We start from the raw sequence: 15,468 nt of genomic DNA on the forward strand, positions 1-15,468 counted from the left end.
CCCGCTGATGATGGCCGGTGCTGGGGGCGACACCGTCTGCGCCGATCCCGCCGCAAGTACACGTCGGAACAGCCCGGCGCGGGGCTAACGAGCTCCTACGGACGCGCGATGATCGAGTCACCAGTTGTGCGACGTGCCGTCGGTTGAGCGGCGTGGAGGACCTTTGAGCACGCCCAGCAAGCCCCACCTAGGGCTTAGCGTCACGTACCGTCGTCAGTCGGCCGGCCTCGGCCGCATGTCGACCCGTCGAGCTTCATCTGAAGGTACACAACAGGGGTCGGGTCGGAGTGGAGCTGGATTTCGCCTACTGAGCGGGAGCCTTCACAAGGGGTGCACCGAAGCCTTGCCTACGACCAAGCCGCTGCGTTCGGGTGACGAGAGCCACCGCGATGCGCGCGAGCCCGACAGCCGATCGCTTTGCTGTCACACGATTCGTCAACCGAGCTTGGGATTCAACTGTGCCGAGCCTGACTGCAGCGCATGAACCCCAGACGGAAGGCGCTGGCCGCAGGGCTGGCTCTACTTGGCATTGCCGCCCTGATCCTGCCCGTGGGGCGATTTCTTCAGCAAAGCGGGCTCGGCGACGCCGCCGATGTTGCGCAACTTGCCTCATTAGTCCTGGCAGCCGCACCAATTGCGTATTGGATCTTCGCGTGGAGCCGCTCCCCAAAGGCACCTGATGATGTTTCAGGCGCACTAGAGGCGCTCGCGGCAATGGTGAGAGATCAATGGCAAGAAGAACTAAAAGTTCGGATGATCTTCGATCCATACCCAATGCCGATCCGATGGTCACATACCGATCGATCGGTGGTCGATCATCCGCATCTCCTCGGTGGTGGCGAACTTCCGTTTAGCGATAAGCAAGTCGACCTCGCGTCCTTAGTCGAAGCCCTTAAGGGCCCTCGACCGGCGGTTCGCGTAGCCCTCCTCGGCGATGCAGGAACAGGTAAGTCGACCCTGGCCATTCAGATTCTCTTGAGAATTCTCGACCCTCATTGCCGAGAGCGCGGACAGCCAGTGCCAGTTCTCCTCACGAGTACCGGCTGGAATACCAACTCGATGCCGGACCTATCGGAATGGATGAAGGTTCGGATGCAGCAAGACTACGCTGCATTGAGGGCCTTCGGGCCGGATGTGATCGATAATCTGATTCGAAGTGGACTCGTTTGGCCTATAGTCGATGGCTTGGACGAGCTGCCCGAAGCGTACCGACCACTGCAATTGCAGGCAATCAACCAGTCCTTGGCAGATTCCACACCAATAATCATCACCTGCCGTACAGCAGATTACGAATCAGCCGTCTCGGCCGGAGGTCACGTTCTGCGAGCTGCGGTCGTGCTGGAGCCGTCACTTATCCCCCGCTCCGACATCGCTGACTACTTAGCCAGCGCTATACACCCGCCACATCACGCTAGCTGGGCGAGGCTCCTCAAGGAAATCCGTGCGGGGCAGGAGAGCGTACTCACTTCGATATGCAGCACTGCCATCGGACTATGGCTTCTGCGGGTCGTTTACGTCAATCCTAGATGTGATCCGACACCGCTCCTAAGTGCGAGTCACCCTGAGGAAGTCGAATTCGACCATTCATCCGCGAGAGAGGCCCTTGAAGGGCACCTATACAGGGCCGCTGTTCCGAGCCTAGTGGCGTCAGGTGAGCGCGCTCGGTCACGTCAGATGCCCGGAGCCAGGCAAGCTTGGACGCCCACCAAGAGTTGGAGGGTAGATAGGTCTGAGAAGTGGCTCGCATTCCTTGCTTCGTACCTTCGCACGTCGGGCTCTCGAGATTTCCGATGGTGGGAGCTGGGGTACCTTGAGTTGGGTCCAGTAGCTATAGGGAAGTTTGCGATCCTTGGGGCAGCCTTTGTCTCCATTCTGGTGGTGCCATCAGGAGTGCCAACCCTTGTAGCGACGGGGACAATGCTCGCGGTCACCGCCTGGCAATGGTCCAACCTTGTTTCCCGGCGAATCGCGTCACCGGTCTCATTGAATGTTCGATTGACCGGGGCACTGAAGACCGTCTGGGACAGTTCTGTTACGGGGCTTGCGACAGGCGCTCTAGCGGGCCTAGCGCTGCTCACGCTCGGCCTCCTCATCTCTCTACCGGGCTCCAATCGCCGCTTCCCGACGGAACTTATGTACATCTATCCGCTTATGTTGATCGCTGCAGGAGGAGCTGGTTTAGTCCTCGGCTTTGGAGTGGGCTGCCTTCGTTCGTTAGCCAAACCTAGCGCTCTAGACAGTGCGCAAACACCAATATCAACCTACAGGGCAAGTAGAGGTGCAGGCCTTCTCCAGGTGGCCATATGTTCGACGGTCATAGGCATCTTTGTGGGGTGGTTGGCTGGGCCGTTGCCTGCGCTCACTGCCTTCCTAGTAATCATGCTCGTAGTTGGCCCGTCCGTGGCTTCGATATCAAATCCGTGGTGGCCTTATCTCGTCGCCGCAACCATATACGGCGCTGGCCGGAAGCTTCCCGCACCCTGGCGTGTGATGACCTTCCTCGACGATATGGCCCGAGTCGGGGTTCTCCGGCGAGCCGGCGCGGCCTACCAGTTTCGGCACGCATCTGTTCAGGATTACCTCGCGGGAGGCCCACCAGAAGCCTACGACCCCCTCGTTTCTCGCCGACGTCACCGCAACAAGAGAGTGGGCCGACGCCCCCTTACCCTTACATTCAGTGCCGCAAGCCTTCTGTCGAATCTGTGCCTACTGACAGGCGGCCTTACACTATTCTTCCGGACTGATCGATTCTCATTAGTTCCAAGCAGTTTCCTTCTCTCGCTCGCAACCTTCGTGAGCATCTCTCTGCTGGGAATCGTTGCTGCGCTAGTTGGTCTATTGCGCTCACATGAGAATGGTGGTCGCACAGTCTTCGCATCCTGGTTCTGCGTTGTGCTAGCTCCTGCCGCGGCAGTGGCTGTCATCTTCGCCAGCGGTTGAGCCTGGTACTGCGAGATAAAAATATGACGCGTCGGTCCCAACAGTACTATCCGCCGGAGCTATAGAGGACGTCGTAGAAGCAGAAACACGGCGGCACCAGCTCGCCCTCCAACTTCCCCAGGGGTCAGGGGTGCGCCGAGGCCTTCGGCGAGCTCGCGACACCGCAGGCAGCCGCCACCCCGGCGGTGGCGGCTGACTGAACGGTGTCGACTCGTAGGCCAGCACACCGATCCCGTCCCGCCCGGGGTGCTCGTCGCTGCTAGCCCTCTGACCCGCGTGGGCGCGGCAGGATTCGAACCTGACATCGACAGGCTTGTAGGAACGCGCGAGGGCGCTTCTCAGGGCTTCTACCCACGCCTTAGTTCTCACTCGCGTGTCTCTGGACTCTCCACGAGCCGATCGTGGCCTCTTGTTCGCACCACGATCCGCACCACGCCGGAGATCATGACCTGAGCTTCCATCGGGACACCGGTCGGTGTGTCGCCCAACTGGAGATCCCTCGGCGATGGGGTCAGAGCGCACCGCGCGTTCGATGGCATCGTCCGCGGCGTCCTCGGATCGGTACTAGGAGGGAAGGGGCCAGTCGGTGGCAGCGAGGGTCGTGGACCTAGGCAGTGCGGTCGGAGAGGGGCCGGCCCTTAGTCTGGCGGGATGCTGATTCGGCAGCTTCGCATCTGCTCGTTTCGCGGGTGGCGTGATCTGAAGTTGCAGCCGGGGCCTCACGCGCTCGTCGTGGGCGTGCCGCGGGCGGGCCGCAGTGACCTCGTCGAGGCCATCCGTCGCGTGCTCGATCCCAGCTCGACGCGGACGCCGCCTGACGAGTTTGACTATCACCGACCTACGGGCGATGCTGTCGGGAATCCGCCCGCCGATTACGACGCAGGCGACGTAGACCCCGACGAGAGCGACGCCCTCAGCGACGAGGAGCCGGTCGTTCACCGCGCCGAGGTGGAAGTAGTGCTTGCTAGCCTCGGGGAGGCACTGGAGCAACACTTCTGGCGTCGGCTAGAGCTATGGGACCGGACCGAAGATGTGCTCGTCGTCGAGTCGACCGCTGAACAGCTCACTGACGACCGGCACGAACTGGTGCTACGCCTCTGCTATCGACTGCGGTGGAACTCTGAGGAGGGCATCGGCGAGCACTGGGTGGACTACCCGAAGAACTCCGACCCCGACGACGAGTCATATGATCGTGCCCGTCGACCCGACCGTCAGATGCTGCCGTTCGTGTCGCTGGAGCCAGGCCAGCCGCTGGCGCTGCGGCACGGTAGCGCCTTCCGTGGCCTGCTTAGTGCGGAAGGTGATGACCTCGCCGCCGCTCTGAGTGATCTCTCAAACGCGGTCGACAGTGCCACCGATGGGCTGAGCTCCACCGAAGTCGTGCGTGCCGTCCTGGAGCAGGTCTTCGAGCCTGTACGCGGCTCCTTGGGCATCGACCCGGACGACGCGGTTGACAAGCTGGTGCGTTTTCGTGCGGAGGGAGGCACCGTCGCGGGACTGCTGCGAGCCCTACAGCCGGCCTTGCGACTCGGGACGGTCGATGCGCTGCCGTTGCGTCGGCACGGTTCCACGACTTCTGCGGTACTGGCGGTCGCAGAGACGCTCGTCGCCGCCGGACAACAAGACGCTGTAGTAGTCGGCGACGATTTCGGCGACCAACTCGACGCTGGTGCCGCCGAATACCTCGCCCGCCGGCTGCGGCGTTCCTGCGACCAACTATGGCTGTCCACACGGCGCCCAGAGGCCGCGCGCAGCTTCTTGCCGTCGGAGATGATTCGATTATCTCAACAGCAGATGCAGCGCCAGGCCCACCAGCTTGCCGAACCGGCTGACCGGCATGAGTTAGTCGCGATGCGCCAGCTGCACCTCCAGCTGCTTCCGGCGATGAGCAGCAACACCGTGATCGTGCTGGAAGGCCCCCATGACGTTGCTGCCTTGACTGCGCTCAGTCAACGACGCATCAACCCTCCAGCAGCCTATGGAGCCAGGTTGGTGGATGGCGGCGGCCATGGCAGCGTGCGAAAGGTATGCCAGCTCGCCCGCCGGATGGGCTTCCGCGTTATCGCTGGACTAGACTACGACGCTGTCGGCGGAGGCGCGGACACCTCGTTCGCCGAGGTACAGCAAGTCGCTGACGAGGTAGTCCGGCTACCGGCAGGTTTCGCTATCGAACGGGCACTCGTCCACGGCGTGGACCGGGCGACGCTCATCACAGCCTTGATGGAATTAGACGCCCAGTGGGACCTGGATCTGAGCGGTCTCGACGGCCTAAGTGACGACAAGCTTCGCAAGAAGGCCGAATCAGCTCTGAAGTCGAAATCTGGCCTACATGCCCAGTACGTGACACTCCTGCCGAAAGGTCATGCGCCCGCGATCGCGTTAGCTCTGCTGCGTGCGGCGGTGGACCTCGCGCGCGGGGTGCGCCAGGGCCCGGTGACCTTGACGACGTGAGTTCGCAACCTCCCTTTCAGCCAACACCCGAGCAGCGTGACATCTGCGAGAGCGACGCACCGACACTGCTTGTGCTAGGGGGCGCGGGGACAGGCAAGACAGTGACTGCGGCTGCGGCAGCCCGTGCCCACCTGCTCCTCCGTGACGGCGTCGCGGAGCCAGGCACAGCTCTCGAGCGTGTCCTGTTCCTAACCTTTAGCCGCACCGCAGTGAGTCAGATCTTGAAGCGCAGCAAGGGCATTCTGGGTGATGTCGTTCATCGAGTGGACATCAGCACATTCCACGGCCTCGCCTGGCAACTCGTGCGCGACTTCGGCCGCTACAACGGACACGGACGATACCCGTCCTTGCGAGGTGAGGCCGAGAGCAAACTATTCAGAGCTGACCCGGCTGTTCTGTCCTATGACGACCTGCTGCCGGAGGCGTTGAAGATTCTTACCGTGCCGCTCATCGGTACGCTGACCCGGCGGCGGTGGTCTTTGGTGATTTGCGATGAGTTCCAGGACACCGACGACCAGCAGTGGATGCTGCTGGAAAACCTGACCGAAGCTGCGAATCGACTCTTGCTGCTCGGCGACCCCAATCAGATGATCTACGACAGCTTCCTCGGTTGGAAAGGAGTCGGCCCCCGACGTCTCACCGCGGCACAAGCACGCCCCGGCGCCCAGCAGATCGCGCTGCCGTTAGGGTCGCACCGCGACCCCACCCAACTGATGCCGACTATCGGTGAGGCCGCCCGCGTCCGGAATTTCGCCCATCCAGCATTCGCCCACGCAATCCGGCAAGGTCGGCTACGGATCGTCCCAGGGGTCGATAGCGAGCCTGCCGCCGACGACGTGTGCCAGGCGATGGAGGCCAGCCGCCGAGATGGCGCCCATTCGTTCGGTATCTTCGTTCACGGGAATGAGCCCACGGCGACCCTGTCTGCGGCCCTCACCGAAAGGGGTATCGATCACGTTGCTGTGGGCCTATCGGAAAGCTACGGCGAAGCCCTCAAGGCTATTATTGCTATGCTCCGGTTCGCTTCGGGCCGTTCGGAGTGGGATGAGGTCCTCGTCCGCCTAGCTGTGTTCTACACCTCCACTGTCCGCAGCAAACAGGCACCTCAGCTGGCGTTCGCAATCGGAACTGACCGCACCCAAGGGCTTCTCGAGCGACGCCTGGCGGACCTTCGCACCGAGCTGTCTGCGGCAACCGACTTAGATGCTGCGGTCGGTATCGCCGCCAAGAGTTGGACGGAGCTCGACCTGCGTCGCGGTACCCGGTCGTGGCGGCGGGCTAGTGCAGAAGTGGGGCGGCTCATCACCGCGGCCGGCGGTGAGACAAGCGGTCTTGACGCCGTACAGCGGGAGGTCGACGGCATCCGGGCGAGTTCCTTCACCGAGGCCGACGCGGGCGACAAATCTCCTGTTCAGGTAATGAACCTGCATCAAACCAAGGGCCGCGAAGCAGATGCCATCATCGCCGTGTTCCGCGCTTCCGATTACTTCGGAAAGGAACAAGAACCCTTCGCTAGCGCGAGCAGGCTCCTCTATGTCGTACTGACCCGCGCCCGGCAGCAGGTCACTCTCCTGCTCCCGACCGCACCGCACCCCCTTGTCGCCCCGCTCGCGCTACTTGTTAAATAGCACCGCTTGGCGCTCACCAGTCCCGCGGAGACGCTGTGGCCCGGAGGACGGTAGTCGAAAGCGTCGTTGACCGGGGCACCAGCGTAAGTCCCGACCAGGCCCCGAGCGCTGACACCGACCACCGCTGCGCTCGGTTGGTGGGGAGTACCTCTTCTGGTTGATGGGGCCTCGTACACGGACCCTCCGCCATGCGCCCAGTCTCTACGAGCCGCCGCCATCGACGCTGGCGACGCCACTTTCGATTTCCTCACCACTCTCGACGTCGACGCGCAAACGTTCTGGAATGAAGCTATTATAAGACTCCTGCAGATGACGAGTGACACGGTCGTCGGTAGCCTCGTACTCGAGCTGGTCCCTGAAGAACTTGAGCTTCCGCTCGGCAGTGTCGAACAGTTCCCCCCAAGTCTTGACCCAGACTTGGTACTCCTCTTGGTCATCCGCCAAACCCCGCGGCCTCTCGCGTTCGTTGATGTCGCGGTGAATTCTGTGGTCATAGTTGTACGTCACGAGAATGAATTGCCACCGGCACTTTGTGCCCGAGTACTGCGGATCGTCCACGATGGCCCTGGCGTACGACTTAATCTGCTCCAGTTCGTCTCGGCCAACCGTCACGGTCGGTCGCTTCAGCTCGACGACCAACCGCTCCGTGAACTCCTCGTCACCGCGCCCGCGAAAGAGCAGGACGTCAACCCGTCCGCTTCGTCCATCATCTCGACGTACGGCCTCGAGATCAACCTCCAATTCAGTCTCGCCACCCAGTAATCCCAAATGAGACTTCAATACCCCTGTGAGCCCGACCTCGGTTCTAGCCAAGGTCCACTCTTCACCGAAGATCCATAGATTGCGAGCAATAAGCGGGTGTAGCTGGTCGACTTCGCGAAAATCGCGACGAAGCTCAGGATCCGCGAGTATCTTCCGCAATCCTCCCACAAACTTGAGGCGGTCCGTTACTGTAGTCGCAGCCGCGATCACATTGGATAGCTCGGTCTCCTCGAGGAGCCTTACGAGATGTTGCTCCTCCGCCGGAGATAGAGTAAGAACCTGTCGGAGCAGGTCTTGCAAGTGAGAGGGATTCTGCTCGAGCGCCGACCGAATGAGCTGCACCGACAGCCGGCGCTCCTCTGGCTTCTTCGGCAGGGCACTGCGTGCAACCGTCACGACAACGTCGAACGTTTGCCGCTCGATCTGGTCGGCCAACCCGTCCGCCTCCGCCGCGTATGGGTAGAGGCCCTCGTCCTTCAACTGCTCCACGACGCGACTAGAAATCTGATCCCGACGTTCACTCAGATGTCGTCGGATGGCCTGCTCAGCGCCATCGAGCAACCGAGCGTGGCGCATCGGCAACTCGTGAATACTGCTGGAGTCAAGGTCGGTGAACCTCAAGGATCGCAGGAATGGGGTGAAGTGTACGACCGACTCACCCCACTTCTGCTCGTAAAACCCCTTCGTACGCCCGGTCATGTCGCTAAGGTACATGCCCTGGTTCTTGTCGTAGACACGCGTGGACCACTCTGCGAGATGCACGATAGGTGGAGGGGTGTCGCCTTTGTATTCCTCGACCTCGAGAGGAAGCTCGACCACGTCCGTGAGGAGTGAGGATGCGTCTAACCGAGTTCCTTCGAAACTAACATTGACCTCCGGATAAGCATACAAGTAGGAAGCGAATCGTGGGAGAAGGTACGCGACGGTCGCCTCCGCGTTCTCCAAAGTGCCGATGCCCCTCCCCTGCGGCACGTATGCGGTTACTGTTGTGCCGACTGCGCGGTCGGTCTCTCCAACGTCTTCGATCGTCCAGCGCGTCGGGCGCGTGACGTTGCCTCGAACTTGAGTAAGTCGCCGACCATCGTCTTCCTCGACCACCGTCTCCCAGACAACTTCGTACCCAAGCGCGAATGCGAAGAGTCGGCCTTCTCCGTTCTCGCCATGGAGGACGCGCAAGTTCCCCTCAGTGTAGCTGCGCGTCGCTTTCCATGTTTCGCCAAAGTCTTCGAACGATTGGCGAGCTTGCTGAGGAGACATGCCTTGTCCATCATCCGTCACCGTGATTCGTTCTGGAGCGTCGGCGGCGGTGCGATGCACCTCAACAATCACGTTTGTTGCGTTCGCGTCGAGTGCGTTCCAAACCAGCTCGATCACAGCAGACGCGGGTCGCCGCTGCTCGAATTGACGAACTCTTGCCTCGCCCACACCAAGGCGAAACTCAACTGTGGACACGACGCAACCATCCCCCCATGCCAACTCTGCTCAGCGCCCGCATTGTAGGAGCCAGACCGGCAAGGTGCTTGATCCCGCTGACCAAAGCCGCACGAGGCATGCCTCCACCTGCACGGGCCGGCTCGTCGGGATGACGAGGTGACGATCGCGCACGCTGCGAGCGTGGTCCGGGGGCAGGGCGCGCTGCTAGCAGGGTGCTCAAGCGATGGATTGCTCAAGTCCGCGGTGTCACTATGTGCGGATGGAGGTCACGCACGCCGACGTCGCGAGCATTCCTGCTGGCAATGTCCGTGTACATCGACGCGCCTTCGTTGCACTCTGGCAGGCCGCGAGCGCCCTTGACCTCGAGCAAGGAGACCGGGGCGTGACCGACTGGTACGCCGGCGCGGTTGCAATGACCTGCCGCTGGATGGCGGCCGCCCCGACTCGAACACAGCGTGGCGGTGGTCTGACCCGCTCGCCTGCCACGCGGAGGAGGACGGTGGCCTACGAGGAGCTTATCGAGGAGGAGTTCCTCGCGGCGCAGGACCTCGAGCAGCGGCGTCCGGACCTTGCCGCTCGCCCAGGGTGGTGTGACGGTGTGCGAGCGACGTTGCGGTGGGCTTGGCGTGCGGAGGGTCCGCCTCCATTGGGGCTGCCGGCGACCGCCCACGGCGACACGATCGATCACACCTCGGCCTGATCGAACGCGTCGACGTCATCTCGGTCGGCGCCCTCGTCAGTGCCCGTCTCGTCGGAGTGGTCGTCGGTCTCGTCCCGCACCTGCCACTCAGCGAGCTGGTCGGCACGGTGCTGCTCTTCCTCGCGCATGTCCACCTCCTCACGAGACCGCATCTCGGCGAGGGCTCGACTAGCGCGCTCGATGGCTGCTGAGGTCTCGTCGGCGGTCGGAACCCGGATGTTGTCCTCGGCCACCTGAGCCGGCTCCGCGTCAGCGATCTCGCGGATGTCGGGCTCGGGCGGCGCGTGCGCGACCTCCTGCTCGTCCGCAACTGGCTCGTCGTCGAGGACGTCGCTCACCTCGGGCTGATGCCGCTCCGCCTGGTCCCTTTCCTCGGCGTTGATGTCTTCGGGTCGGTCCGTGACGTCGGCGTCGGTCACTTCGCGGAGAGCTTCGTCGTCCGCCACGTCCTGGCGGTGCGCCGCGAGCCATTCCTGCGCGGTGACTTCAGGCTCGGGCGCAATGTCGTCGGCGTGGCGGACGGCCAGCTCGGCTTTCGCGCGCTCCGAAGCGGCTCGGGTACCGGCGGTGTGCGCGAGCCACCGTGATCGCGCGTCGTCGAGCTTGTCGAGCTCGCTGGCGCGAGCCGTAAGCGTGCCCGCGAGCGCCTCCGTCGCGTCGGCGGCCTCCTGCAAGCGATTGCGATCGACTTCATCGGCGGCGGCTTGTGCCTCGGCGCGGCGGAGTTCGGCGTCTTGTCGGGCTCGTTCGGCTGCTTGGTTCGTGCCGGCGAGCTCGTTGGCGACGTAGCGCGGCGCCCAGGCCGCCTCGCGTTCGTGTGCCCGAACCCGAACCCGGAGCTGCCCATCGGAGAGCTCGAGCTCCTCGCGGTCGGTGTCGGGGCGGCCGAGCGCTTGCCAGGCGGCGCGGTAGGAGGCGTAGGCCTCGACCTTGCCGGGTGCGGGCGCGGGACCGAGGGCGTCGTCGGGGGCGTCGTAGCCCTGCAGCTCGCGCCAGTTGGCGACGGTGCCGGCCGCGCCAAGCCATTCCTCTCGTTCCTGGGCCTGGTCGGGCACGGGACCGAGCGCCTGTGTCAGCCAGGGCGGGGGTGCCTCCGCCAGTTGCTCGGCGAGCTCACTGGCCCGCTGGTCGGCGGCGTCGGCGAGGGTCTCGAGGTAGCGGTCCCAGTCGGCGCGTCCGGTGGCAGGGCTCCATTCGCGCCAGGTGGTGCCGTGCGGGTCGAAGGTGTGGGCGTCGCGGATGCGGGCGTGGATGACGTTGGTGAGGTTGCGGGCGCCGTCGAGGGGCCGGTCGGCGAGCGAGTCGCGCAGAACCTGTTCGGCGTCCTTCCCCGCGATCTCTGCCCGGCGCAGGACTCGGGTGAGGCTGGCGGCGCCGTCCTCGGCGGCGAGCCGGGCGCGGTCGTCGCCGGTGATCGCGCCGTCGGCGGCGAAGCGGTCGAGCCACCGGCCGGTGCGCTCGGTCGCGGCCAAGGCGGCGGCGTCCGCGAACAGCTCTCCCGCGGTGCGCGTGGTCGCCGCGTCGGCGGCGGATTCGGTGGCGATGGCCAACGCGGACTTCGACTCGAGCCCGTCCTCCTTGCCCATGACCGCTGCGAGCACCGCGATGGGGTCGCGGTGCACGGAGTGGTCGGCGGCGAGTCCGCGCGCGGGGTCGGTCGGGCCCGTGGTCGTGGTGACGTGGGCGGTGTTGGCTTGCTGGCCTCGGCTGAGCCCGACGTAGGCGGCGGCGCGACCGGTGGCGGGGGTGATGACCTGGTGGCCGGTGTCGACGTTGGCGCCCTGTGCGGAGTGGACGGTGCCGGCGTAGGCGAGGGAGACGTCCGCGTCGACGTACTCGGCGGGGAGCACGATCGGTCGCGCCGACGACGGTTCGAGCCCTGGTTTCTCGTCGTCGGTGCGGATGACGGTGAGGGAGCCGTCGTCGCCGACGGCGGTGACGCGGTAGGTCTCGCGGTTGATGGGTCCGCGGTGGTTGCCGGCGTGCCCGGTGAGTTCCCAGCCGTTGCGGCGGGCGGCGACGAGGTCGCCGACGCCGGCGTAGGTGCCGTCGCGGCCGAGGAACGCGCCGTGTTCGGCGACGCGTCCGAGGCGGACGAGGTCGGCCCGGAGGGAGGCGTTGAGTCGTGCGGCTTGGTCGTTGGTGTCGACGATCAGCAGTGAGCGACGGCCTGCGAGGGTGTCAGCCAACCAGGCGCGCGAGGCGGAAGCCTCGGCGTCTTCGAGGCGGCCGCCGTCGACCAGGCGGCCGTGGCGGTGGTAGTCGCGCAGCACGGTCTCGTCGCCGTCGCGCAGGCGCAGGGACGCGGGACCTTCCCAGTCGTGGTGGAAGCGGCGGGCCTCGGCGAGCTCGTAGCGGGTGCCGGTCTGCGCGACGAGGTCCATCGCACCACCGGCGCCGACCGCGGCGAGCTGACGGTGATCTCCCACGAGCAAGAGCTTGGCGCCGGCGGCTTCGGTGTGGGTTCGGACGGCGGTGAGCGCCGAGGTGTCGGACATCGCCGATTCGTCGACGACCACCAGGTCTCCGGGCGACAGGGTCCACGGGGCATCGGCGGGGTGCGGGCGGTCGGCGTGGGCGAGGCGTTCCTGGGTCTTGAGCCAGCGCTCGACGTTGCGGGCGGTGAGCCCTTCGTCGGTGAGGACGTCGGTGGCGACCTGGCTGGTCGCCAGCCCGAACACCCGGCCGGCTGCGGCACCGCGCAGCTCGGGGTCGGACCACGCGCGGGCGATGGTGCCGACGACGAAGCTCTTGCCAGTGCCGGCCGGCCCGACCAAGGTCTCGACCTTCGCCCCGGAGGTGAGGACGCCGCGCACGGCGGCGGCCTGGTCGACGCCGAGCTCGAGCCCGGCTTCCCGCAGCTGGGTCAGGAATCGGTCGGCGACGAAGTGCGGTGCTGCGGCGGCCTCACCCCGCCGGGCAGCGGCGACCATGGCCCGTTCGGTGTGCACGTGATCGGGCGTGGCGTAGAGCCGCGCTCCCGGCGCTTGGTAGGCCGACGATCCGTCGGCGAGGCGCAGCTCGTCGGGTAGCGAATCGTCGCCGGGGCGGGCGGCGTCGAGCGGCGTGGCCAACGCGATGCCCTGGTCGGTGAGTCGGTCGAGCAGCGCGGTGACGTCGTCGCCGTCGGCGACGCCGAGCGTGTCGGGCAGGGCGTCGTTGATCGCGCGGGTGAGGTCGGCGCGGGTCCATCCGGCCTTCTTGCCCTGGACCTCGGCCAGCGCGGTCTCGAGCACCGCGGTCGGCGACCACGACTCGACCGTCGGCTGCGCGTCGCGTCGTGCGGCGAGGACGTCGTCCGCGACGCCGCGCAGGCCGCCGGCGACCTCGTCGCGCAGCTGGCGGTCGATGCGATCGAGCAGCTGCTCGCGGGTCTCGCCCTCGTGGGACTTCGCGCGACGCGTGACCAGGGTGGCCTGGCGCGAGAGCCGGTCACGTTCCAGTCCGTTGGCCTCGCGGTCGTGGCGGGCCTCGAACTCGGCGATCAGCTCAGCGGCCTTCGCCGTCACCGCGCGGCGCCGCGAGGAGAGCAGATCGCTGGCGGTCTCGTCGACGCCCATGACCTCCCGGGCCTTGCCGTCGGGGCGCATCGCGAGCCGAACCCCGAGGGTCTCGGTGAGACGCTCCTCGGTCGTGCGCTCCCCGACCGCGGCGGCGGCCGGGCGGAAGCGGTAGATGCTGCGCCCATCCAGGGTGCGCCACTGCCCGTCCGGGCCCTCAACACGGTTGAGGATCGGGTTGTGGATGTGCAGCTGCGGGTCGTGGTCGCGGGAGTCGTGCTGGAAGAACGACGTGCCGACCCAGTCGTGGCCATCGACGTAGCGCCCGGCCGCGCCACCGTGGTGACCGACGCGGGCATAGCCGGCCTTCTGCGAGAGGTAGGACAGGGCGGCGTTGTTGCCGGCCCAGATGGCGTCCTCGACGGCCTGGCGGTACTCGCCCCACGCTGACGCGGCCTCGTCGTCACCCGCGGCCCGTGCCGCGACCTCTTGAGCTTCGAACGCGGTGTGCAGCACCGTCACCGACTTCTGAACGCTGAACGTGGCGTCCAGGAAGGCGACGTTGTGGCGGGCCTGCTTGCCCGCCTCGACCTGGAGTTCAGCGCGGCGTTCAGCCGACGCGTCCGGCTCGTGTTCAAGCGCCGCGGCGTACAGCTCGTCCTCGGTGGCATACCGGCGGCCGCGGTGACCGAGGGTCGGTACTTCCTCCCACCGGTCCGGGTCCCGGAACGCCTCGTGCCGCGGATCGAGGAAGTGCTCGTAGACCGCGCGCATGTCCTGGGGGTCGACCAGGCCGGTAAGGCCGAGCTTCTCGGCGCCTCTCCCCCACCAGCGGCCCGGTGGTTCGCCGTCGGTGACAGCACCGGTGTAGTAGTTCTCACGGCCGGCGGCGACCTCATGAAGGAGGTAGTCCGGTGAGTAGCCGGAGGCGACGCTCAGCATTCGGACGACCTTCTCCGCGGTGTCTCTGGCCTGGGCCGAAGATCAAGAAGGCGGGCCAGTCGCCACTGGTGTGTTTCGTGCCGGCCGGAGGCCGGCCCGTGCCCGGGGATCGTGATGCATAGGTGTGCGGCTCTTGATCTTTCCCGTGATCTTTTTGTTCTTGGGTCTTGTTGCTCGTGTCGTGTCGTCTGTTCGGTGTAGTGATCGGTGTCGGTTGCTGGTCTTGGTTCTTGGTCCTTGTCTCGGTTCTGGTTGTTGCTCGTGGTCGTCGTGGTCGACTGCTGGGTGATCATGGTTTGGCCTCGTCGGTGGGGTCGTTGTCGCTGGTGTTGATCAGATGGAGCGGCAGCGGGCAGTCGCGAAGCGCCTTGAGTGCCGCGGCGGCCGTGCCGCGAGAGACCTCGGCCGCCGCCTCGAGCTCGGAGACGGTGGGCCAGGCGCCGTGCCGCTGGGCGTGCCGCGACGCGGCCGCCTCGGCCCGGTCGCGGGCCGGCGAAGCCGCGGCCCGCGGGGGCCCGACGGCCGACCGGCTGTGCTGAGCGCGCTCCGGCTCACCCGGGACCGTGTCTTGCTCGGGCTCTGACTGAACGACGCCGGGCAAGACCCGTCCCTGTACAGCGCCGACGTTGAACGTGGGTCGGTGAACGGGTTCGGGCTGAACGGCACCGGGGCTCGCGGCGGCGAGCAGGTAGAGCAGGTGAGCGACCACGGCGGCCGCGACGGCGGGCCAGGCGCCGATCCCGAACCGCAGCGCGGGGGCGACCTCGACCGCCGGCCCGCTGGCGAGGTAGGTCGCTTGGGCGAGCCCTGAGAGACCTGCAGCGGTGACGACCACGGCCCAGGCGTAGCGGGCCGCTCCGTCGCAGAGGCGGGCGGTGGCGCCGTAGGCGACGAGCGCGAGCCCGTCGGTGATCAGCGGGTACAGCCACGCAATGCCGGTCGGGACGCGAGCGGCGACGGCGACCTCGAACAGCCCGTGCGCGGTGGCGATGGCGGCGCCGAGGGCGACCGCCAGCCCGGGGAGCCAGAGCAGCGCGCCGGTCCCCCGCGTGCCCGACGCATGATCGCTCCGCGCAGGGTCGCTGCCGGCCTCGGGGTCGGTCATGGGTGA

At 65.8% G+C, this 15,468-nt stretch carries 7 protein-coding genes; 4 read left to right on the forward strand and 3 right to left on the reverse strand.

Annotated features, from left to right (window positions below):
* Nucleotides 1–774: 774 nt before the first annotated feature.
* From WCD58_RS33645 to WCD58_RS13350, 3 genes are all read left to right on the forward strand, one after another.
* Complete coding sequence (locus WCD58_RS33645; protein WP_373696224.1) at nucleotides 775–2,940, forward strand: NACHT domain-containing protein; 2,166 nt, start codon at nucleotides 775–777, stop codon at nucleotides 2,938–2,940.
* Between the two features lie 651 nt (nucleotides 2,941–3,591).
* Nucleotides 3,592–5,391, forward strand: coding sequence for a TOPRIM nucleotidyl transferase/hydrolase domain-containing protein (locus tag WCD58_RS13345; RefSeq protein WP_337703525.1), 1,800 nt, complete (start codon nucleotides 3,592–3,594; stop codon nucleotides 5,389–5,391).
* A complete protein-coding gene (locus WCD58_RS13350; protein WP_337703526.1) occupies nucleotides 5,388–7,019 on the forward strand; it encodes a UvrD-helicase domain-containing protein in 1,632 nt (543 codons plus the stop codon). The genes WCD58_RS13345 and WCD58_RS13350 overlap by 4 nt, the downstream gene beginning before the upstream one ends.
* A gap of 201 nt (nucleotides 7,020–7,220) precedes the next feature.
* Here WCD58_RS13350 and WCD58_RS13355 read toward each other — a convergent pair whose 3' ends face one another.
* A complete protein-coding gene (locus WCD58_RS13355) occupies nucleotides 7,221–9,233 on the reverse strand; it encodes an ATP-binding protein (RefSeq protein WP_337703527.1) in 2,013 nt (670 codons plus the stop codon).
* Nucleotides 9,234–9,474: 241 nt separating this feature from the next.
* Here WCD58_RS13355 and WCD58_RS13360 point away from each other — a divergent pair, with 241 nt between their 5' ends.
* Nucleotides 9,475–9,915, forward strand: a complete 441-nt coding sequence (locus WCD58_RS13360) for a hypothetical protein (protein ID WP_337703528.1) — start codon at nucleotides 9,475–9,477, stop codon at nucleotides 9,913–9,915.
* On the opposite strand, the gene mobF is transcribed toward WCD58_RS13360, so the two are convergent.
* Together mobF and WCD58_RS13370 are read right to left on the reverse strand one after the other, a co-directional pair.
* A complete protein-coding gene (gene mobF, locus WCD58_RS13365; protein WP_337703529.1) occupies nucleotides 9,900–14,357 on the reverse strand; it encodes a MobF family relaxase in 4,458 nt (1,485 codons plus the stop codon). The two genes, WCD58_RS13360 and mobF, sit on opposite strands and share 16 nt — an antisense overlap.
* Before the next feature lie 289 nt (nucleotides 14,358–14,646).
* Nucleotides 14,647–15,462 carry a hypothetical protein gene (locus tag WCD58_RS13370; protein ID WP_337703530.1) on the reverse strand — a complete coding sequence of 272 codons (816 nt, stop codon included), beginning with the start codon at nucleotides 15,460–15,462 and terminating at the stop codon, nucleotides 14,647–14,649.
* Nucleotides 15,463–15,468 lie beyond the last annotated feature (6 nt).

The organism is Actinomycetospora flava, assembly GCF_037400335.1.
In the GTDB taxonomy this organism is placed as follows: domain Bacteria; phylum Actinomycetota; class Actinomycetes; order Mycobacteriales; family Pseudonocardiaceae; genus Actinomycetospora; species Actinomycetospora flava.